The following is a 21078-nucleotide window of genomic DNA, read 5'->3' as shown; positions in this document are numbered from 1 at the left end:
TTATCCACTGAATAATACATTGTCTGAGGTCAGATTCTGGTGCAACGGAAATTTGCTCGACGTTCAGAACGTCAAAAACAAGGACCTTGAAGGTGTGCACTTTTAATTCTTAAAGTGTGCACTTTTGAACTTTAGCTAACACATATTTTATATACATGTTTTATAGACCCGCGGCGCGAATGCAAAATCTCCCGCTTGACTCAGCGCAGGTTATTGTGTAGTTTTAATTATGGGGTTCCTTCTTTTTGGAGTGTTGAAAGGAAGGGGCCTTTTTATTGCAGAGTTATTTTATAATGAATATGCCGGACAGAAGAAGGCGCCGGCAGTATATGGAAAGACTATTGGTTCCCGTAGAAAAGATCAAGTTGCTTTTTCATTCTAATAACCGGGCAAAGCATCGCAGCCGGGACAAATGGCTCTTCTCAGGCTGGGTGCTGATAATACTGGTGCTGTCCGTTATTTTTATCGCCTACGAATTGAGGACCTCCAGGTTTGAGGCTTACTTCCTGAGCAGGGTAGCGAAAGACATGAAGTTCTGGGTGGAGCCCGGCCCAAGTTCCTCCATCCGCTTTCCAAAGACGGGGCCTTACGATGAAAGATTGGGGTATACGCATCTTCCCGCTTTTGTTGACAGGCTGACCGCCAAAGGATTTTCAGTCGATGCACAGGCGCGGATTTCACCGCGGCTTCGCGAATTTACAGACAAAGGCTATTTTACCGCATACCATGAAAAGACCCAGGCAGGGCTCCTGATTTTGGGCCGGGACGACAAGCCTCTCTTTTCCGCTTCTTATCCTGAAAGGGTGTACAGTGATTTCAACGCAGTACCTGAAGTAATTACCAGGACCCTGCTCTTTATTGAAAACAAGGAATTGCTTAATGAACGTCTCCCGTACCTTAACCCTGCTGTGGAGTGGGACCGTCTTGCCAAAGCCGTTATCCTTAAAGGACGGCATCTGGTTGACAGGGACGAGAGGTCGCCCGGAGGGAGCACCCTTGCTACCCAGATGGAGAAATACCGCCACTCCGCGGAGGGAATGACATCTTCGATCCATGAGAAGTACAGGCAGATGAAATCAGCCGCGCTTCGGGCTTATCTTAACGGGGAAAAGACCCTTGACAGCCGGAACCAGATCGTCCTGGACTATATTAATTCCATCCCGCTTGGGGCAGCTCCCGGATATGGCCAGGTCAACGGCCTCGGCGATGGTTTATACGCGTGGTACGGCGCGGATTTCGATAATGCCAACCGCTGTCTCACCGGCGGGAAAAACAAAAACACCGGACCTGAAATTACTGAGTGGGCCTCAGCCTACAAGCAGGCGGTCAGCCTTTTTCTCGCCCAGCGCAGGCCTTCTTTTTATCTGCTTGAAAATCAGGAAGCGCTTGAATCAAAGACCGACGGTTACCTGCGTGTATTAGCAGAAAACGGGATCATCTCGCCGGAAGAGCGCGACGCAGCGCTTCAGGCGAAGTTGAACGTGCAGAAGCATATGCCGGTGAAGAGGAAAGCGCCCTACGTGGAGCGCAAGGCCGCCAATGCCATACGTCCGCGCCTTCTCTCTCTTCTTGCGGTTCCGCAGCTCTACGACCTCGATCTCCTCGACCTCACTGTAAAGAGCACTCTCGACCATGACGTTCAGGAGGATGTGACCGGGGTCCTGCAACAACTTGGCGAACCTGACTTCGCCAGGTCTGCGGGCCTGTACGGCTCTCACCTTCTGAAAGATGGAAGCTCGCCTAATGTCATATATAGTTTTACTCTCTACGAACGCGCGCCCGGAGCCAATCTGCTGCGTATACAGGCGGACAACTTCGACCAGCCTCTAAATATCAACGAGGGAGTCAAACTCGAATTGGGCTCTTCAGCCAAACTGCGCACCCTTGTTTCCTATCTTAATATCATTGCGGAGCTTCACGGCCACTACGCAGGCTTTTCAAGTGAACAATTAAGGGCAGTCCCTGTTGAAGGGACAGATCAGTTGAGCAGGTGGGCGGTCGGGTATCTTTTAAATTCTACGGATAAAAATTTACCCGCCATGCTTGAGGCCGCCATGGAAAGGAATTATTCGGCAAGCCCGGCTGAGCGTTTCTTCACCGGTGGAGGCGTGCACACTTTTGCCAATTACGACAATAAATTTGATCACCGGGTCATATCCGTGCGTGAGGCCTTTCACAACTCTGTTAATCTTGTATTCATACGAATGATGCGCGACATCGTCCGCTACTATACTTTTCAGCGCCACGGGATTACGGAACTTATGGCGGACATGAAAGACCCGAGGAGACAGGAATACCTGTCGCGTTTCGCGGACAAAGAGGGCAGGACGTTCCTCTATGGTTTTTACCGCAAATACCACGGGAAGAGTTTTGATGATGCGCTTGAGATACTCCTTCAAAACATAAGGCCCACGCCTGTGCGCCTCGCGACAATTTTCCGCTCTGTAAAACCGGAGGCAGGCTTTGAAGAATTTTCTTCTTTCATACACTCGCGCCTCCCGAATTCAACGCTTTCGGACAGCTCGCTCAGGAAATTTTACGAGGGGTATTCACAGGAGGCTTTCCCCCTTGTTGACAGGGGCTACATCGCCCATGTCCATCCGCTGGAACTCTGGACTGTCGCATACCTGCGCGATCATCCTGAGGCAGGCATTTCTGAAATAGTAAAGGCCAGCGAAAACGAACGGCAGGAAGTTTACAACTGGCTGTTCAATACGCACAGCAAAAACAAACAGGACATCAGGATACGCACACTCCTTGAGGTCGAGGCATTTTCTGAGATACACAAGGAATGGAAACGCCTCAAATACCCGTTTGACTCCCTTGTGCCTTCCTACGCTACAGCCATCGGCAGTTCGGCAGACCGTCCTTCCGCATTGGCGGAGTTAACAGGAATCGTCCTCAACAACGGAGAATGGTATCCCTCCATCCGTATTCAGGAATTACATTTTGCCAAGGACACTCCCTATGAGACCATCTTAAAACCTGACGTAACAGCCGGTGAGAAGATGATGCTTCCCGATGTAGCTTCAGTGGTCAAGGATGCGCTCACCGGTGTAGTGCAAAAGGGAACAGCCCAGCGTCTGAAGAAAGCATTCCTTCTTTCAGACGGGACCCCGGTAGTGGTTGGAGGGAAAACAGGCACTGGTGATAACCGGCGCGATATCTACGGGCCGGGAGGCAGGCTCATACAGTCGCAGGCAATAAACCGGACAGCAGTTTTTGTTTTCTTTTTAGGCGACCGCTTCTTCGGCACGATAACCGCGTACGTGGCTGGAGCTGAGGCCGATGATTACAAGTTTACGAGCTTACTTCCCGTGCAGGTAATGAATGCTCTTGCCCCGAAGATCGTACCGCTGATTGAAAGAGTTGATGAGGACGCCTCTCAGCATGGGAGTTAAATATATTAAAACCACAGAGACACGGAGGCACGGAGAAAAGACATGAAGTCAAGAAAATTATCTTAACTTCTAAGCATCACAACTTCTTATCTTCTATTTATTCTCAGTGCCTCCGTGTTTATTATATATTATTTATTCTGCTCTCTTGCACTGCTTTAAAACGGCTTCCTGCAAGTTTTCTTGCACATTGCAATAATCATTGCTTCAAAAAAAACTATTTATTATGCGCTGTTAGTTGTTGCCCTTAAAATCCTGATAAAGATTTATTGCTTTCCTGACACCTCTGCAAAAAGTTAAATCTTATTCTATCTCACTGATTTTCCAACATAAGACCCAAGCTGCACTGCCTGGCATTTCTTTTGCTTTCTCTAATGACAGTTTCTTTTGGCAAAGGAAATTTCAGGGATACGAAGAAAATTAGGAATTGAGAATTAACAATCAGGAATTAGCAATTAAGGGTGAACAATAGTTCCTTAATTATTAATTCATCACTATTAAATATTCACCCATAAAAAGGAGGAAGGCATCATGTCTGACAAAGTCCAGATCAAAAACAAAACGCTTAGCGTGAAGCAGTGCGACATCACCGACACGGAGATTGACGCATTCGTGTTTTACGCGCGCAATGACCTGAAACTCGGCTCGGGTTTCGGAAATGCAATCGCCCTGAGGGGAGGCCCGACAGTAAGGAAGGAGCTCGAAAATCTCGGCCCGGTAAATGTCACTGACGCGGTGATCACAACCGCCGGCGGAATGAAGGCGAAGAAGATCATTCACGCGGTAGGCCCTAAATTTCAGGAGCAGGACACAGTGAAGAAGTTGAAGCTCACCATCCTCAACGCCTTGAAGGTCGCTGAATCAAACGGCGTTGAGAGGATCGCGTTCCCGCCGATGGGTTCCGGCTTCTACGGAGTGCCTCTGGATGAGAGCGCAAAGATCACGACCGAAACCATCGCCGAATATTTAAAGAACGGATCGGAGATCAAGGAAGTCGTCATATGCGCAAATGACAACAGGGAATACACACCGCTGAAGGAACAACTTAAAAAACTGAGCAATTGATTATCGTGTTTGTCATGCTGAACTTGTTTCAGCATCTGAAGATAACAATATAGACCCTGAAACAAGTCCAGGGTGACGTTGAAAGGAGACTATCATGAGCAACTTGTTACATTTTTCAGAACACACACTTCAGGAGATCGCGCTGGTCTTTATGGCGACAATTTATTTCCTGAGAGTACGCTGGTTATTAAAATGGACCGCGGGTAAAGAGCGGCAGCCCGCAACAGGCATGGGTGACACAAACCCGAAGAAGGGCAGCAGGTATTCACTTGCAAATGTCCTTATGCCGTGGGTAATGGAGAGCACGCGCACCAAACCGCTGATGTACCTCCAGTTCGTCCTTTTTCACCTCGGGGTTGTCGCGTCTATCGGCCTGTCATTTATAATCCCGTACGCGCCGGGCCTGCTGAAATCCACAACAGTGCAAAGCATTCTCCAATTCTGCATAGGAGCGGCCTTTGTCGTAGGAATAATGCGCATCATCCGCAGGGTGTCGAACGTTTACGTCCGCGCTATCAGCTCGCCTGATGATTATTTTTCACTTATACTCCTGACGGCGTGGTTCGGCTTTGCATTCTACTCGGTGCCGAATGACGCATCACAGGGAGAAGGCATTCTATTGACATACTTCTTTGTCACCGCCTTTTTCCTGATGTATGTCCCGTTCAGCAAAATTTCACACTATCTCTATTACCCGATGACAAGGCATTATCTCGGCAAGACCCTCGGACGCAGGGGCGTGTTCCCGTTAAGGCGTAAACCTGCATTGGGAAGTAATTAAAAAAATGAAACCCCAGAATATGGAGTTAGAAAAAATGGTCCACAGATTACACAGATTTTCGCAGATTTTTTACAAAAGAGTATTTCCAATCTGTGCAATCTGCGACATCTGCGGATTAATTTTATTCTCTACCTCTGTGGTTAAACAAACAATAAATAGAAAAGGAGATACACTATGTTTCTAATGAATGATGAAAACAAAAAGAGGTCTTTCAAGGCCCAAAAGGTAATCGACAGGATGGGCAAGAAACTCAACCGCCAGATAGTCGGCTCCCTGGCAGCGTGTGTACACTGCGGCATGTGCACTGATTCATGCCACTATGTCCTTGCGAACCCGGGCGACCCCACATACGCCCCGGCATACAAGGCCGACAGGATAAGAAAGATCTTCAAGAAACACTATGACTGGACAGGGAAGGTGTTCCCATCATGGGTCGGAGCGAAGAGCGTTTTTACTGATGAGGAGCTTGAAGAGCTGAAGGACACCGCGTTCGGCAAATGCACGAACTGCAGGAGATGCACTATCAACTGCCCGATGGGAGTTGACTTCGCCACATTCAACCGTATGATGAGAGGGCTGCTTGTGCATGTCGGCATAATGCCTGAAGGCGTTGAGTATGTCAGCAAGGAGCAATGGGAGATCGGCAACCAGATGGGCGTTCTCAAGGAGCAGTATCTTGAAACTCTCGAATGGCAGGAAGAGGAGCTCCAGGGCGAGGTGAATAACCCGAAGGCAAAGATCCCGATAGACAAGATGAACGCAAACATCGTCTACACGATCAATCCCCGTGAAATAAAGCATGACCCGAGATCGATCCTCGATGCCGCTAAAATATTTTATGCGGCAAAGGAAAACTGGACCATGCCGAGCGAGGGCTGGGACATGACCAACTTCGGACTCTTCTCAGGCGATGATGATCTGGGAGGCGCAGTGGCAGGCCGTGTCTATGAAAAAGTTGAAGAGCTGAAAGGCAAAAAACTCGTCATGTCCGAATGCGGCCACGGCTACAGGTCTACGCGCTGTGAAGGACCCAACTGGGCCAAGAAAGACATCAAGTTTGAAGCGGAGAGTTCCGTAATCACAATGCTGAGATACATCAAGGAAGGCAAGATCCACGTCGATAAATCAAAAAATAACAGCTCCTACACATTCCATGATTCCTGCAACAACGCAAGAAGCTGCGGACTGACTGAAGAGCCGCGCGAACTTCTAAATTACGTTGTCGGCGATTTCAGGGAGATGTACCCCAACCGCGCTGAGAATTACTGCTGTACGGGCGGCGGCGGCGCCATGTCGATGTCGGAGTACAGGCCGAGGAGATTGCAGTCTGCGATAGTGAAGGCCAAACAGCTTGAGGCGACAGGGGCAAAATACGTTGTCACCTCATGCCACAACTGCGTTGACGGGCTTAACGATGTTATCAAGCATTACAACCTTGATATGAAGGTCACACAGCTTGTTAACCTTGTATCAAACGCGCTGGTTTTATAATCGGGCGTTTTACAGGTCGGGAATACCGGGGAGAAACAGGAGTAATCCTGTTTCTCCTTTTTTTGTTCAAGAGAAGCGTTGATAACTATCGGTCCGCTGATTATCATTCAATGTATTGCCTTATGAAGGTGTACGATATAATCTAATTAGAGTCTGTCCATAAATTGCTATTTTTTATTTTTGTCATGCCCGAAGTCTTTAATCGGGCATCCAGAACTTATTTAAAAGACTGGATTCCCGCTAAACAGACTGCCAACAGTAGGTGCTTTAGGCACGGGAATGACGGTCCGATGTTCGAGTTTATGGACAGACTCTAATTAGCTGAAAGAGGAAATCGTTAAGACTGACAGGGACGATCAAACAAAGGAGATGACAATGGACCTGAAAAAATATTTTGAGAGCGCAAAGGGTACAGGGGTGCTCGCTACCTCTGATTCGGAGGGGAAGGTGAATGCCGCTATTTATTCCCGTCCGCATGTTTTTGATGACGGCACTGTCGCATTTTTAATGAGACAAAAATTGACTCATCACAATCTTCAATCCAACTCTTACGCGGCATTTCTCTTCCACGAAAGCGCGCCTGGGTACAGCGGCCTTAGACTTCATTTGAAAAAGATAAAGGAAGAGACTGATTCTCCGCTTATAGCGAAGATGACCATGGGGAACCTCACACCTGAGGAGGACAGGGCAAAGGGACCCAAGTATCTTGTGCATTTCAATGTTGAGAAGATACTGCCGCTTGTTGGAAGCGGAGAGGTCAATTAGGGTACCATATCCGATATGTCAAAGGTGTTCGTCAGGAAAGCGGAGTATGATTACAAAAAGCTGAAGCCGGTGTTTTTTGAGATCATGGATGCCACGGCAGGAAACATGATCCGGAAAAACATGAGGGTTGTTATCAAACCCAACCTTCTCGCGCCTGCCCCGCCTGAAAAGGCGGTTGTCACTCATCCCATGATAATAAAGGCGGCTGCTGAGTATGTTATTGATAAAGGAGCCAGCCCGGTTATCTCTGACAGCTCTGCCGCGGCATCGTTCGAAAAGATCCTGAAAGAAAGCGGAGTCAGAAGCGCGCTTGAAGGGCTGGATGTCGAGTTCAGGGAATTTAAAATATCCACGGCCGTTGACGTCGGGAAACCTTTTAACGAGATCGAGATCGCAGGGGACGCGGTGAACGCCGACTTTCTCATCAACCTGCCGAAACTGAAGACCCACGCGCAGATGCTCCTGACGCTCGGCATAAAAAATCTGTTCGGCTGCATTGTCGGCATGAAAAAACCCGAGTGGCATTTCAGGACCGGAGTTGACAGGGAGATGTTCGCGAAACTTCTTGTGAAGATATATCAGGCGGTAAAGCCGTCTGTCACGATAATGGACGGAATTCTCGCGATGCAGGGACAGGGTCCTGGCAAGGGCGGCGAGCCGAGAAATATTGGAGTGGTTTTAGGAAGCAGTGATACTGCGGCAGTTGATTTTGCGGTATGTAAGATGTTTGGTATTGCACCTGATGAATTACTGACCAACAGATTCGCAATGGAGCAAGGACTGACAACTGAAATAATTGAAATTGATGGCGACCTTCCTGATATAAATGACTTCAAATTCCCGGAGATAGTCACACTTGTCTTTGGGCCCAGAAAGTTTCACGGTTTCATGCGCAGGCATCTTGTCCAGAGGCCTGTATGTAACGACTCCCTCTGCAAACTCTGCGGCGAATGCTGGAAATACTGCCCCGCGAAAGCGATAACGCATGACAAGAGAAAGGTCCACTTCGATTATGATAAATGCATAAGGTGCTACTGCTGCATCGAGGTATGCCCCCACGGCGCACTGAGCGCGTATGAGACGGCAACCGGCAAGATAGCGAGGAGATTGTTGAAGATCTAATAAGCCTGTTGATGAATGCGCCTTTTCCTTAATTCCTGACTTGGTCGATTCACAAGGAATTAAAAAAGACCGGATTCCGGCTTAAGGACTGCCGGAATGACAGACAGAGTGATGTATGAATGGACTAATTAATTACCGGCTGAAGTATTCTTATGAAATTATCGACCAGGAACGGGTTGAAATCCCTGCCCGCGCTTTTTTCCATCATTACTAAAATAGTCTTTGCGTCGACGCTTTTCCTGTAGGGCCTGTGAGTGCGGAGGGCGTCAAAGAAATCGGAGATGGCGACAATCTGACTGCCGATGTGCTGTCTTTTTCCCTCCATGGAAAGTCCGGGATATCCGGAGCCGTCGTATTTCAAATGATGCTCAAATGCAATAACAGGGGCAAGCCTGGGGACATCATTCATCTTTGCGAGGTATCTCGCGCCGTAAAGCGGATGCTTCTTCATCTCGGCAAATTCCCTGTCATCGAGAGCGCCCGCTTTTTCGAGGATTTCCTTTGGAACAAACATCTTGCCGGTATCATGCAGTAAAGCCGAGATGCCGATATCACGCAAGAGTTCGTCTTTTATGCCAAGGGATTCCGCCTGAAATATCGAAAGTACAGAGACGTTGGTTGCGTGTGTGTAAGTATATTCGCTAAAAGCCTTTACCGGGCTCAGGACTTTCAGGATGTTCGCTTCTCTTTTGAAAGTTGCGATAAAGTGGAACACAACTTCTTCAAGCTCTGTTACCGGAAGCTGCCTGAAAGGCGATATTGAATGAAAGACCTTCTGCACTTTTTCGACATTGTCCGAAGGGGAAAAGGGGATGCTGCCGGCATCCAGCCACGGAGCGCTCACGTTAACGTCAACAATACCTGTCTTTATATGGGGGCAGGATGTTAATCCTTTGCCGGGCGTTGAAAAATCGATGATAATCTGTTTGACCTCTGAAAGGGTCACCCCCTTAAAAAAATCGATACGTGTGATGCCTTTTCTCCTGAGACGCTTTACAAGATTACTATTATGTATTCCGGCGTCCCGGACCGGCGTCTTGTTTATTATCAGGTTGTTTTCGATTATCATTATTTCAAAACTTTCATCAAGCAGTCCATTAAGAGCTGAAAAGGCATTCTTCGCCAGCTCGTCAAAGGCCTCATGGTCTTTTGTATAAAGCGCGCAGTTTGATACGGCGACCATAAATGTCGTGATGAAATTTTTTAACGTTGTCATGTCTTACTTTATATCCTTAACCGATTCCTCCGGATAATGCTTAAGGGTCCTTTTTATTTCTTCTTTCAATCTGTCGAGAGCGTTTTTGAAAAAAAGAGACTTCTCGTTAAGAATGTTTCTGAGTGTATCCAGTGCGGCCGGATCTCCTATCTGTCCGAGCGCCCTCACAAAAGGGATTTTTTTTTCAAAGTCAGCCCCAAACATTGCTCTTTTTTCCAGCATTTTGATCAGGTCAGTAACAACTTCTTTTACTTTGAAGGCCCCTGCAAGGTCAAGGGCTTTCTTAATGAGCTCTTCGGATTCCGGGTTGAGACAGTTTCTGAGCGATGTAATGCCATACTCATCCTTTGCCTTCAGCAGGCATTTTATCGCCTCGAAACTTACCTTGGGATTCTCATGATTGCAGAATGGCTTTGCCAGTTTAAGCGCCTCTTCATTGCCGCATTCAAGCAAAATAAAGAGCAGGTTCCTCGTTACGAACCACCTTTTGTCGCCAAGACGTTTTACGGCTTCATCAGCAGCTTTATAACCAAAATGCGTTATTGCGCTTAGAATAAATTTCCTCGTTGCCGGAGACTCTTCAACAAAAAGCGCATCCATCAAAGGGGGAAGGACCTTTTCATCGTAATAATCGCAAAGCAGCATGGCGTCATCCCTCATCTGCCTGCCCATGACCCTTAACGAATCAACCAGCGAGGAGATAAACTGCGGAGAATTATAGTATTGGACCGCAACAGAGGACAGCCTGTTATCGGCGTTTGACCCCAATGTCCTGATTGTCTTCAACACCTGTCCGTACTGGCCGGTGTTTATGAATTGTACCATCTGCTCTTGCAGAATACCGGCAAACAAGCCGTAATCTTCCCGGTCAATAATGTCCGGTATGGCGGATGAAAGCAGCTCCAGTATTATCCGGTTAAAATCTTTTTCGATATGCTCATCGCTCCATTCCTTTGCGAACGCTATTGTCAGCTCGGCGCTGGCTTTCTGAGTATCGGCTTTTAAAATACGCTGAATTTCAGCCTGATATGAATCCGTTACAAATTCGCTGAATTTGGCTTTCTCAAAGAGTGCGGCAACTTCTGGAGATATAAAGATGTCATCCTCAACAAGCCCGCCGCCATAAGAAGGTTTTTGCTGATATGCCGAGAACTTGTCGAGCAGATTTTTAAGCGCCTCCGGGATACTCCCCGAATACTCATTAATTATGCTGAACAGCTCTATGAAATCGTCTGCCGACATGTCCCTGAGAGATTTCTCAATAGAGGTCAAATCACGCGACATGGCATTGGCCGTAGAAGACAGGAACTGCTGCTTTAATCCGGGATTGAGGTCATTAATAAAGCCGAGAAATTTCGCAAGTTTTTTCCCGGAAAACGCCCTTTCCGAGGACCTCCTGATGTAAGAAGTGATTATCCTGTCATAGCTGTCTTCCCGGATTTTATCCGGGGCCGCATTGTTTATCAGTTCAGCGAATTGTCCGGGAGGCATATTAAACAGAACGTCATATGCGTCTTCCGTGTCTAAACTTCCCTCAAGAAGACCGTATACATATTTTTCCAGAAGCGATTCCCCTGTGTCAGTCTGCCCGGATTCCAATCCCGTCATAATGAACGCAGAATAATCTATAAACCCGATTTTGATATTGACCAGGTTATATTCTGCCAGAAACTCCTGCATGTCTCCCGCAAATTCGTCAGGAATATTTTTCAGCAGGAAACTGTGAAATGAGTAAAGTTCTTCTTTTGTCAAGCCCTGAACAAATGTCACAGAAGCGATGTTCATCCCGCTGAGGCAGGCGGCAAAATCCTTGTAGACCGGATTTTGCCTGTCAAGGTGCTGCATATCAATAATCAGGGTGTCTTTTGCTATTGCAAGCGTGATTTCCTGTCTCAATTCAAAAAGCTGCTGTAAATGGTCAAATGCCTTGTTGAGTGATGTATCTACTATGGGGTGGTTACGGGGATAAATGGATACGTTGTGGCGGGAGATGTTTAATTCAATAATTGCTTCACTGAGCAACCTGGTGTCAAGCGGCACATTTTCTTTTAAGTCAAACACTGTCCATTTCCCCTTTGATAACCAAAAATCGGTTAACAGCTAACAGCCCTTCATGTCAGTTAAGACCTTATAGCAAATAACAATAATCTTTTCGAAATAAATCAAGGATTTCTTGAGTTTGATGCTAAAGCTTATGGCAGGGATATCCCTATGATATTTGCGATGACCCATTCTTTGTCCGGTCCGGTGTGTTGGCGGACCAGAACACGGGCGTTCTTAAAAGTTATTTTTTGCCCGGGCTTGAAATTCGGCTTCTCCCTCATGTTCACGGAAACTTCCAAAGTCATAGATGTCACATCAACATAATATCCGGGCGTGCCCATGTATTGTTTTTCGCCCATCGGTACGGCATTGATATTACCGGTGTTAAGCTCGACTACCCTGTATCCTTTTGCTTCAAAATGTTTTGTTATTACTCTATCGGCGTCGCTTTTTCCCGGAGCTGCAGTGCATCCTCCAATATAAAGAGATATACAAATTAAAAAAGTGAATATTATGAAAATGCGGGGCTGATAAGATATAAACATATATTGTTCTATTAGCATAAATCCCCCGCCTTGACAACAGCTTAAGCCCCTGTAATCCGAATCACTGTAAATAAGGACTAAACAGCCGATAAATAATTCATCCTGAAATTTAAAGGAGGCATGAACGGTATGAATGATTTTCATGATCAAGGGACGATGTACAGCACGTTTGGAATGTTCAAGGAAGCGATAAAAGCTTACAAGGTCGCTATCACCATGAGGCCTGATGACGCGGGCGCATACTGTAATCTCGGCAATGCTTATTACAAATTGGGAATGCTTAAGCAGGCAAGAGATTATATCAGGGCAGCTGTAAAGATAGAGCCGAATTATAAAGACGCCCATTACAACCTCGCCCTCGTCTATCTGGAATTAAACGACAGGGACTCCGCAAGGGAACACTATAAGATATTAAAAACGCTTGCGCCGCAGGAAGCTACGAAGATATTTAAGCTGATAGGCAAGTAACAGGAAGGGTAATTGGTGGCGGTGGCTGGACTCGAACCAGCGACACTACGGATATGAGCCGTATGCTCTAACCGACTGAGCTACACCGCCGAAGAACAGGATGCAGATTTGCAGGATTTACATGATCTGTTATAAAAGTTAATTTACTGACCAATCAGTTTCTGCGTTTACCCGCGAACAATTGCAGTTAATTATAGAGTTTCAAAATTAACAGAATTCCGCTTTCAAAGTCAACAGCACGAAAAGAGTTATGAGTTATTAGTGAAGAGTTTCAGGACGATATTTTAAATTTTAAAGTTTGGTAAAATAGCGCATGTCCAAAACCAGAATACTCTATCAATGCCAGAGCTGCGGGTATGCGACTCCCAAATGGCTGGGGAAGTGCCCTGACTGCGGGGAGTGGAACAGTTTTGTTGAGGAGGCGCGTGTCGCAAAGATCAAAGGCCAGAAGACGGCCCAGCCGGTTGTCCTCTCGGAAATTGCGCCTTCCTCTGACAGCAGGTTCTCCACCGGGATAAAAGAATTGGACAGGACCCTTGGCGGCGGGGTGGTGCTCGGTTCGGTTGTCCTTGTAGGCGGAGACCCGGGGATCGGGAAATCCACGCTCATCCTTCAGGCGCTCAACGGGCTCACAAAACTCGGCAAGGTGCTCTACGTCTCAGGCGAGGAATCGCCGGAGCAGGTAAAGCTAAGGGCTGAGAGATTACAGATCGCATCCGATAAGATCATCCTCCTTCCCGAAACATCCCTTGAAGGCATAATCTCCGTTGCTCAGGATATTTATCCGCAGGTGATCGTGATTGATTCGATCCAGACGATCTTTTCCCTTGAGCTTACCTCCGCGCCGGGCTCGGTCAGCCAGATAAGGGAATGCGCGACAAAGCTGATGTTCCTTGCAAAGAAACACGCTATGCCGCTCTTCATAATCGGGCATGTCACAAAGGAAGGCGCGATAGCGGGACCGAAGGTGCTGGAGCATATTGTGGACACTGTACTTTATTTTGAGGGCGACAGGGGAAGCCCGTTCAGAATAATCAGGGCCGTGAAAAACAGGTTCGGCCCTGCCAATGAGATAGGTGTATTCGAAATGCAGGAATCAGGACTGAAAGAAGTCGACAATCCTTCACAACTTTTTCTCTCTGAGAGGCCGCTGGATGTCTCAGGCTCTGTGGTTACCGTCAGCATGGAGGGCACGCGGCCTTTGCTTGTAGAGATTCAGGCGCTCGTCACCGCGTCGAACTTCGGAGTCCCAAGGAGGACGGCGCTCGGCGTTGACTACAACAGGATCAATCTCCTCATCGCGGTTCTCGATAAGCGTATCGGGATGCAGCTTGGCGGAATGGATATATTTGTAAATGTTGTGGGCGGGCTGAAGATTGACGAGCCTGCCATTGACCTGGGGATCATCGCGGCAATAGCCTCATCTTTTAAAAATACCGTCATAGCGCACGGGACATTTACGTTCGGGGAGATCGGGTTGTCGGGCGAGGTCAGGGCCATCGGCCAGGCTGAGACGAGGATAAAAGAGGCCGCGAAACTTGGTTTTAAAAAAGGCATCGTGCCTGCAAGCAACGCGCAAAAATTGGACGGACATGATGTTGAGATCATCGGGGTAAAGAATGTTGAGGAAGCAATTGAAATACTGTTCTATTAAGTGGGAAGTGGGATGTGGGAAGTGGGAAGTTAAAAAAGTATCGCTTCTCCGCAAGTTGCTCTTTACTTCTTACTTCTTACTTCTTATTTCTTACTTTTCCGTTGGCTGCGCCCCCAAAGTTGCCCCGCCGCCGCAATACATCAAAGAAGAACTGTCCCTCGATGAAGTCATTAAAAAAGCCGGCGGTGACATTGAGGTCCTCAAGGCGATCGCCGACATCAGGATCGAGAAAAATAATGAGCTGTACGATTTCATCAACGCCTCAGTGCTTGTCAAAAAACCCGACTGGGTACACATGAGGATATATAAATTCGGGATGCTCGTCAGAGATTTCATGATCAAAGACGGGGAGCTGTATTCCCTTGTAGGGAACACCGACAGCAAACTCCGTAATGTCGCAAATGAATTTCTCCGCTCGATCTTCTGGTGGGAAGATTTAAATAACGGTTCCATGCACAGAGAGGGAGGGGAATATATCATAAGGGCGGAAAACAAAGAGATCCATCTTGACAGCGCAACGCTCCTGCCTTTAACACAGGACATCATGCTGCCGGACAAGTCCATTCACATTAAATACAGCGGGCCTGTAAATAACGAAGGCTTCTGGTATCCGTCACAACTGGAAATCTTCATGGGCAATTTCAGATTTGACGTGAAGCTTGTAAAGCTAATCAAAAACCCGCCGCTCGGGGAAAATGATTTCAGGACACCGTTAGGAGATAAATAACCACAGAGAACACGGAGGCACGGAGAGAGAGTTTGAGAAGATAAGAAAATGGGAAAGCTTAACTTCTTAATTTCTCAGCTTCTCAACTTCACTTCTTATTTTCTGTGTGCCTTCTGTGGTTAAATTTAAATTAAAGGGATAAAAATACTATGCGATTTATTGCCGACCTGCACATTCACTCAAAATACTCACGAGCGACCAGCAAAGATATGTCTCCTGAGAGCATCTGGAGATGGGCGCAGCTAAAGGGGATCACGGTGATCGGCACCGGCGATTTCACGCATCCGAAATGGTCCATGGAACTGAACGAGAAACTCGAACCTGCCGGCAACGGCCTGTTCATGCTGAAAAAGAAATTTCAGTCCGATGACATCTACGGTTCCTGCAGGGCGGAGGTATTTTTTCTTCTCTCCTCGGAGATAAGCTGTATCTACAGCAAGAACGGAAAGACGAGAAAGGTACATTCATTAATCTTTGTCCCTGATTTCGCTGATGCAGCAAAGATAAGTCTGGCGCTTTCAAAGATCGGCAACATCAACTCAGACGGAAGGCCGATACTCGGACTTGATGCAAAGGAGCTTTTAAAGATAGTAATTGATAACGCGCCTGAAGCGATGTTTGTTCCGGCGCACGCGTGGACGCCGCACTTCTCGGTCTTCGGCGCAGTATCGGGTTTTGATTCAATGGAGGAATGCTTTGGGGAACTGACGCCCCATATTTATGCCATTGAGACAGGGCTTTCATCAGACCCGGCCATGAACTGGAGGCTTTCCGCCCTTGACAGACTGACGCTTATCTCCAACTCCGATGCCCATTCACCTGCAAAGATCGGGCGTGAGGCAAATATCTTTGATACGGAGATCTCATACAAGAAGATGATGGCCGCGCTGAAAACAAGAAAGGGCTTTCTTGGCACAATAGAATTTTTCCCTGAAGAAGGGAAATACCACCATGACGGACACAGGCAGTGTGAGGTGAGCCTTTCACCAAAAGAAACCGTGAAGCATAACTATCTCTGCCCGGTCTGCGGCAAGAAAGTGACTGTCGGTGTCGTACACCGCGTTGAAAAACTCGCGGACCGTGAAGAAGGATTTAAGCCAAAGGGCGCGCCGACCTTTCATTCAATAATTCCGCTTCCCGAGATCATTGCGGAGACTTTAAAAGTTGGAGCCAACAGCAAGGCAGTTGATAAGGAATATCAGAAGCTGCTTCAGTCCCTCGGCAATGAATTCAAAATCCTCATGGATGTACCTCTTGGTGATATTGAAAAGGCAGGCTCACCGCTTTTGCGTGAGGCGATCTCACGTGTGCGCAAAGGCAATGTCCACATCGCGCCCGGCTATGACGGCGAGTACGGGAAGGTGAAAATCTTCGAGACAGTTGAGAGGAAAAAGATCTCAGGGAAATCCAGTGGTGAAAAGGTTGTCCCTGATACAAAAAAGCTTAAGAAAGATAAACAGATAGGGTTGTTTTGAAAGGTTGACAAGACCGGAAAGTAATCAGTACTCTAACAAGCATGGTACGCACTGTCACGCAGTTTTTCAAAAAATACATAACATCCTCTGCTGAAAACCCGGACAGGGTGTCTGAACATTCCCTTCAGATTGCAACCGCCGCTTTACTTATCGAGATGATGCGCTCAGATTCAGAGATCAAGGAAGACGAACGGAAGGCAATAACAAAAATCATGCAATCGAAGTTCAATCTTTCCAAGGAAGAAATTAGCGCGATGATAAAATTCGCGGAGGATGAGATCCGCAGGGCCACAGGGTATTTTGATTTTACGTCCCTCATCAATGAGAAGCTGGCCTATGAGCAGAGGGTCACAATTGTTGAGCACCTTTGGGAAGTTGCATTTTCCGACGCCGCCGTGGACAAACACGAAGAGCATATGGTGCGCAAAATCGCCGGCCTTCTCCACGTAGACCATAAGGATTTCATCCAGGCCAAACTCAAGGTGCGCAAGAGACTGCTCTTCCTGAGTTATTGAATGAACCTGGCGGCAATTATATCGATGGAGCTCCTGATTGAGAATTTTCTGAGCATGTTTGATATCAGTGACATTTTCCATGATGCATGTTCTAATGAGCCGATCCTGAAGCCAGCCGTAAGGTCGTTCAACCTTGCCCTTGGCTTGAGGAGACAGGGCATAAGTAACTTTCACGTTGCAGTCTAACAAGACCTGTTTCCATTGAGGCGTGGATTCATCAGTGAGTTTATGGTGTTTAAGCCACAGAGAATCACGGCCTCTGACAAATCGGAAATGGAATGACAGTCAACGTAGTACTTGTAAGGGCATCCATACCGCATAATCACTGTCTGTAGGGCTAAAAGCAGTTTCTCTTCTAAGAAGGACAGCATAAAGAATATAGCGGCTAAAGTCATCTATTGAGGTAATGAGATACCATTTTCCTTTTGCAGCCGGAGCCCAGAGGTGATGCTTGAGCCATAATCTAAAGCCTCCCGTTTTTAAGTTTTAGATTACAACTCATAGGGGTGTACTCTTTTAAATTTTAAATCTGCTCAAAAGTGTGCACTTTTAATTCTTAATTGACAAAGCTCATCTTTGTATTGCGGACATTCAAATTTCATGATAGAATTTGCCATATTCACGAAAAATTATTTAACCCCAAACCCCGTCATTAGGAGACAGCTATGAAATTTATGAAGATCGTTTTGCTGGCAATTGTAGGCCTTGCCCTTGCAACCGGTTGTGTAACGACGAAAAAATATGATGAGCGTGTCAATGACATTAATAACCTTAACGCTGAAAATGCAAAGCTTGCCAATAGGCTGCAAGAGACCGGGGACAAGCTCAGCAAAGAACAAGCGGCCCGTGAGGCGCTTGAGGCCGATGTGGCAAAACTCGGGGCAGAGAAAGAAGATCTCATGCGGAACAACGAGTTGTTATCGGCGGCGAATAAGGACATAAACAAGTCCGTTGCGCAAATTTCCCAGGAAAAACTGATGGCCATTAAAGAGAAAGACCGTATCATTGCCGGACTCACACAGGAAAAAATGGACGCCATTAAAGAAAGAGACCGCGTCATCGAGGAGCAGAAGCATTCTTATGACAATGTCGTGTCCGAGCTTACTGACGAGATAAAAAAGGGCGAGATCGCAGTCAAGCAGCTCAAGGACAAACTTACACTTACCATGGTCGAAAAGATACTGTTTGATTCGGGCAAGGCTGATATAAAGACAAACGGGAAAAAGGTACTCGACAGGGTGGCTGAGATCCTAAAGGGCATCACGGACAAGCAGATAAGGATAGAGGGCCATACTGACAACGTGCCGATCGGCTCGGTGCTTGCCGAGAAATTCCCGACCAACTGGGAGCTCTCAACCACCCGCGCCACCACCGTGGCCAGATACCTGCAGGACAAAGGCGTCAGTCCGGCCTTTCTCAATGCGGCGGGCTATTCAGAATACAGGCCGGTCGAGTCCAATGAGACCGACGAGGGAAAGTCAAAGAACCGGAGGATAGAGATCGTCCTCATCCCGCTCGACAAAGAGACGCCGAAGTGACCACAGAGCAGTAGCGCCATAGAGCAGAAGAGCAAAAGTACAAAAGATGAGGACACACCCCTGACCCCTCTTGATAGAGGGGAACTGCTGAAGCTCATCGTTGCTACCTTGACCCGGTCTGTCTTATTGTGATAACGTTAGGAACAAGGTAGTTAAGAGAAAATGTATTTATTTTTAATGAGACTGTCCGCATCCATCCCCACAAGGTTTGCCCGCAGTGCAATGCTTTGCAACTAAGTCCGGTCGAATATCTGCACGTACTATTCTCCAATGCTGCCAATAGCAAAGGAGAAATGAAATGAAACTTTTATTAACGTCGGTCTTTAAGCCGTACGGTGTAGACGATGAATTCGGACGCAAAGAAAACATCATGGAGTTGTATCACAATCAGATAACGAGGGAACAGGGGATCTTTTCTCTTCGTTACAACCACAGGAGCTTCGGCCTGTACCTCATGGCTGAAAATATTGAGTACCCTGCCGTTGTCCTGGATTTTCCCACGATGGACCGTTTTATCAAGGAAATTAAAAAGGGATACGATTATGTCGGGATATCCTTTATAACCCCGAACTTTCTTAAAGCCAAAAAGATGGCTGAGCTCATAAGAAAACACAGCCCGAAGACAAAAATCATCCTCGGCGGGCACGGCACTCAGATCCCTGACATAGAAAAAATGATCGACTGCGATTATGTCGCCCGTGGTGAAGGGGTCAGGTGGTTAAGAAAGTTATTCAACGAGAAGGTTGACGCCCCCATAAAACACCCATTGATACCTTCCGCTGAGAACAAACGGTTCATGGGGATACCGCTTTTAGGCAAGTCCGGCATTCTTTTATCCGGGGTAGGGTGTCCCAACCGCTGCCGTTTCTGCTGTACAACACATAACTTCAAGTTCGAGCATATTCCATTCTATCAGACGGGCAAAGAGCTGTTTGATATTTGTCTGAGAATGGAGAAGAAGTTCGGATGCAATGACTTCTTTGTCATGGATGAAAATTTTCTCAAGAACAAAAAACGCGCGATGGAGCTTCTTGATCTGATGAAGAAGCATGACAAACAATATTACTTCGGTATCTTTTCATCCGCGGAGACGATAATGGATTTCGGCATTGAAAATGTCTTTGAGCTCGGCGTGGGTTTCCTGTGGCTCGGGGTCGAATCGTATCTTGAAAATTACCAGAAGAACCAGGGGATAGATATGCCGAAGCTGTTCAGTGATCTGAGAAACCACGGCGTCTCGGTCCTGGCTTCCAGCATTTTGTTTCAGGAACATCATACAAAAGAAAATATCTGGAAAGAGGTCGAATATATGAAGGCGCTCCGTCCCGACTTTGCCCAGTTCATGCAGTTAGGGCCTCTCCCCCAGACAGCGTTATATAAGGAGTACAAAGAAAAAGGGAAGCTCCGCACCGACATGCCCTATGAAGAATGGCACGGGCAGCACCGCATCTGGTTTGACCATCCGGAGTTTACACGAAGAGAGTCTCAGCATATTCTCAAAGAGGCCTTTCAGAGAGATTTCCATGAGCTTGGGCCTTCGATAATGCGGATGTGCGACACGTACATTACCGGTTACGAATATACTTTGAAATATCAGGACCCGTGGAAAAAGAAAAGAAACGAAAAACTGAAACAGGATTGCAGGAATTTTTATTCCGCGATCGACATTATGAGACCGTATCTGCCCAATCAAAACACAAAAATACTTGCGATGGACATTGAACAGAAATACAGAAGGATGTTCGGGAACAAAACCGCGGCCCAGATCGCGCTGACAAAACTGGGACAGGGCTTTGCATTTAAGGAATATCTTAAATTGAAATTCATCGGCGATGTGCGGCAGCCCTCGACGTACGTGACTTCATTCCGCAAACCTCTCCTGCAGTTCCTGGCCCCTCCGCTGAAGGGCCGCAGCCTTCCTGATATGTCTTTTAACTATCTGGAGCTGAAGCTGAAAAGAAACCTGAGCGCCGGGCATATGTGTCTTGAGCTCCGGGGAAAAATGGATGACATTAACTGTAAAAAGCTGTACAGGAGGATGTCGAATTACCTGAAGACCGAAAATAAGGAGCTCGGCATCGATATAACAAAAATGATATCCATTGAAGGTGACAGCCTTCATAAGCTTATGAAAAAACTGAGAGACTTCCACTCAAAGATAAAGTTGTATTACTCGGAAAAGATGGAAGGCAAAGATGAGTTTATAGCGGGGTTGAAAGCCAACTTTAAAAACATATCTTTTATAGAATGTCCGGCAGCAAGCTGAGGTCAGCTT

The 21078-nt window shown here is 47.0% G+C and carries 16 protein-coding genes, 1 tRNA gene and 1 pseudogene; 13 read left to right on the top strand and 5 right to left on the bottom strand.

All coding sequences use genetic code 11. From position 1 onward, the window contains the following. Window positions 1–329 precede the first annotated feature (329 nt). The 6 genes from HZB61_00390 (at window position 330) to HZB61_00365 (ending at window position 8622) form a co-directional block, all read left to right on the top strand. Window positions 330–3401, top strand: a complete 3072-nt coding sequence (locus tag HZB61_00390; GenBank protein MBI5055060.1) for a transglycosylase domain-containing protein — start codon at window positions 330–332, stop codon at window positions 3399–3401. A gap of 528 nt (window positions 3402–3929) precedes the next feature. Continuing rightward, entirely contained in the window at window positions 3930–4463 is a 534-nt protein-coding gene (locus tag HZB61_00385; protein ID MBI5055059.1) for a macro domain-containing protein, read from the top strand. Window positions 4464–4557: 94 nt separating this feature from the next. Further along, window positions 4558–5244, top strand: coding sequence for a hypothetical protein (locus HZB61_00380; protein ID MBI5055058.1), 687 nt, complete (start codon window positions 4558–4560; stop codon window positions 5242–5244). Between the two features lie 183 nt (window positions 5245–5427). Further along, the gene (locus tag HZB61_00375) at window positions 5428–6735 is read left to right on the top strand and encodes a (Fe-S)-binding protein (protein ID MBI5055057.1); all 1308 of its coding nucleotides are present in this window, start codon (window positions 5428–5430) and stop codon (window positions 6733–6735) included. Window positions 6736–7110: 375 nt separating this feature from the next. Next, a complete protein-coding gene (locus HZB61_00370; GenBank protein MBI5055056.1) occupies window positions 7111–7500 on the top strand; it encodes a pyridoxamine 5'-phosphate oxidase family protein in 390 nt (129 codons plus the stop codon). Between the two features lie 15 nt (window positions 7501–7515). Next, entirely contained in the window at window positions 7516–8622 is a 1107-nt protein-coding gene (locus HZB61_00365) for a DUF362 domain-containing protein (GenBank protein MBI5055055.1), read from the top strand. 124 nt (window positions 8623–8746) lie between these two features. On the opposite strand, the gene HZB61_00360 is transcribed toward HZB61_00365, so the two are convergent. The 3 genes from HZB61_00360 to HZB61_00350 all read right to left on the bottom strand — a co-directional run bounded on the left by HZB61_00360 (window position 8747) and on the right by HZB61_00350 (window position 12444). Continuing rightward, the gene (locus HZB61_00360) at window positions 8747–9838 is read right to left on the bottom strand and encodes an HD domain-containing protein (GenBank protein ID MBI5055054.1); all 1092 of its coding nucleotides are present in this window, start codon (window positions 9836–9838) and stop codon (window positions 8747–8749) included. Window positions 9839–9841: 3 nt separating this feature from the next. Beyond that, the gene (locus tag HZB61_00355) at window positions 9842–11899 is read right to left on the bottom strand and encodes a HEAT repeat domain-containing protein (protein ID MBI5055053.1); all 2058 of its coding nucleotides are present in this window, start codon (window positions 11897–11899) and stop codon (window positions 9842–9844) included. A 131-nt stretch (window positions 11900–12030) separates the two neighbouring features. Further along, complete coding sequence (locus tag HZB61_00350) at window positions 12031–12444, bottom strand: hypothetical protein (GenBank protein MBI5055052.1); 414 nt, start codon at window positions 12442–12444, stop codon at window positions 12031–12033. A 111-nt stretch (window positions 12445–12555) separates the two neighbouring features. On the opposite strand from HZB61_00350, the gene HZB61_00345 reads away from it, so the two are divergent. Next, window positions 12556–12894, top strand: coding sequence for a tetratricopeptide repeat protein (locus tag HZB61_00345; protein MBI5055051.1), 339 nt, complete (start codon window positions 12556–12558; stop codon window positions 12892–12894). Between the two features lie 13 nt (window positions 12895–12907). Here the strand turns inward: HZB61_00345 and HZB61_00340 are convergent. Further along, window positions 12908–12984, bottom strand: a tRNA-Met gene (locus HZB61_00340). Window positions 12985–13207: 223 nt separating this feature from the next. On the opposite strand from HZB61_00340, the gene radA reads away from it, so the two are divergent. The 4 genes and pseudogenes from radA (at window position 13208) to HZB61_00320 (ending at window position 17265) form a co-directional block, all read left to right on the top strand. After that, entirely contained in the window at window positions 13208–14548 is a 1341-nt protein-coding gene (radA, locus tag HZB61_00335; GenBank protein ID MBI5055050.1) for a DNA repair protein RadA, read from the top strand. Then, window positions 14529–15275 carry a hypothetical protein gene (locus tag HZB61_00330; GenBank protein ID MBI5055049.1) on the top strand — a complete coding sequence of 249 codons (747 nt, stop codon included), beginning with the start codon at window positions 14529–14531 and terminating at the stop codon, window positions 15273–15275. The genes radA and HZB61_00330 overlap by 20 nt, the downstream gene beginning before the upstream one ends. Before the next feature lie 149 nt (window positions 15276–15424). Beyond that, window positions 15425–16648, top strand: a pseudogene (locus HZB61_00325) (DNA helicase UvrD). A 143-nt stretch (window positions 16649–16791) separates the two neighbouring features. Then, window positions 16792–17265: a TerB family tellurite resistance protein gene (locus tag HZB61_00320; protein ID MBI5055048.1), complete on the top strand. Its 474-nt coding sequence runs from the start codon at window positions 16792–16794 to the stop codon at window positions 17263–17265. Here HZB61_00320 and HZB61_00315 read toward each other — a convergent pair. Further along, window positions 17259–17426, bottom strand: a complete 168-nt coding sequence (locus HZB61_00315; protein ID MBI5055047.1) for a hypothetical protein — start codon at window positions 17424–17426, stop codon at window positions 17259–17261. The two genes, HZB61_00320 and HZB61_00315, sit on opposite strands and share 7 nt — an antisense overlap. A 513-nt stretch (window positions 17427–17939) precedes the next feature. On the opposite strand from HZB61_00315, the gene HZB61_00310 reads away from it, so the two are divergent. Further along, window positions 17940–18803, top strand: coding sequence for an OmpA family protein (locus tag HZB61_00310; GenBank protein MBI5055046.1), 864 nt, complete (start codon window positions 17940–17942; stop codon window positions 18801–18803). A gap of 298 nt (window positions 18804–19101) precedes the next feature. After that, a complete protein-coding gene (locus HZB61_00305; protein MBI5055045.1) occupies window positions 19102–21069 on the top strand; it encodes a cobalamin B12-binding domain-containing protein in 1968 nt (655 codons plus the stop codon). Window positions 21070–21078: the final 9 nt, after the last annotated feature.

Source organism: Nitrospirota bacterium (assembly GCA_016214845.1).
Lineage (GTDB): Bacteria > Nitrospirota > Thermodesulfovibrionia > UBA6902 > UBA6902 > SURF-23.
Note: the sequence above shows the minus strand (reverse complement) of the source record. Positions and strands in the feature narration are given on the sequence as shown.

Bases quoted from the DNA above. Each gene is read 5' to 3' on its own strand.
- HZB61_00315 (MBI5055047.1), bottom strand. From the start codon at position 17,426: ATGCCCTGTCTCCTCAAGCCAAGGGCAAGGTTGAACGACCTTACGGCT.
- HZB61_00360 (MBI5055054.1), bottom strand. From the start codon at position 9,838: ATGACAACGTTAAAAAATTTCATCACGACATTTATGGTCGCCGTATCA.
- HZB61_00310 (MBI5055046.1), top strand. From the start codon at position 17,940: ATGAAGATCGTTTTGCTGGCAATTGTAGGCCTTGCCCTTGCAACCGGT.
- HZB61_00305 (MBI5055045.1), top strand. From the start codon at position 19,102: ATGAAACTTTTATTAACGTCGGTCTTTAAGCCGTACGGTGTAGACGAT.
- HZB61_00345 (MBI5055051.1), top strand. From the start codon at position 12,556: ATGAATGATTTTCATGATCAAGGGACGATGTACAGCACGTTTGGAATG.
- HZB61_00365 (MBI5055055.1), top strand. From the start codon at position 7,516: ATGTCAAAGGTGTTCGTCAGGAAAGCGGAGTATGATTACAAAAAGCTG.
- HZB61_00385 (MBI5055059.1), top strand. From the start codon at position 3,930: ATGTCTGACAAAGTCCAGATCAAAAACAAAACGCTTAGCGTGAAGCAG.
- HZB61_00370 (MBI5055056.1), top strand. From the start codon at position 7,111: ATGGACCTGAAAAAATATTTTGAGAGCGCAAAGGGTACAGGGGTGCTC.
- HZB61_00320 (MBI5055048.1), top strand. From the start codon at position 16,792: ATGGTACGCACTGTCACGCAGTTTTTCAAAAAATACATAACATCCTCT.
- HZB61_00375 (MBI5055057.1), top strand. From the start codon at position 5,428: ATGAATGATGAAAACAAAAAGAGGTCTTTCAAGGCCCAAAAGGTAATC.
- HZB61_00390 (MBI5055060.1), top strand. From the start codon at position 330: ATGGAAAGACTATTGGTTCCCGTAGAAAAGATCAAGTTGCTTTTTCAT.
- HZB61_00380 (MBI5055058.1), top strand. From the start codon at position 4,558: ATGAGCAACTTGTTACATTTTTCAGAACACACACTTCAGGAGATCGCG.
- radA (MBI5055050.1), top strand. From the start codon at position 13,208: ATGTCCAAAACCAGAATACTCTATCAATGCCAGAGCTGCGGGTATGCG.
- HZB61_00350 (MBI5055052.1), bottom strand. From the start codon at position 12,444: ATGCTAATAGAACAATATATGTTTATATCTTATCAGCCCCGCATTTTC.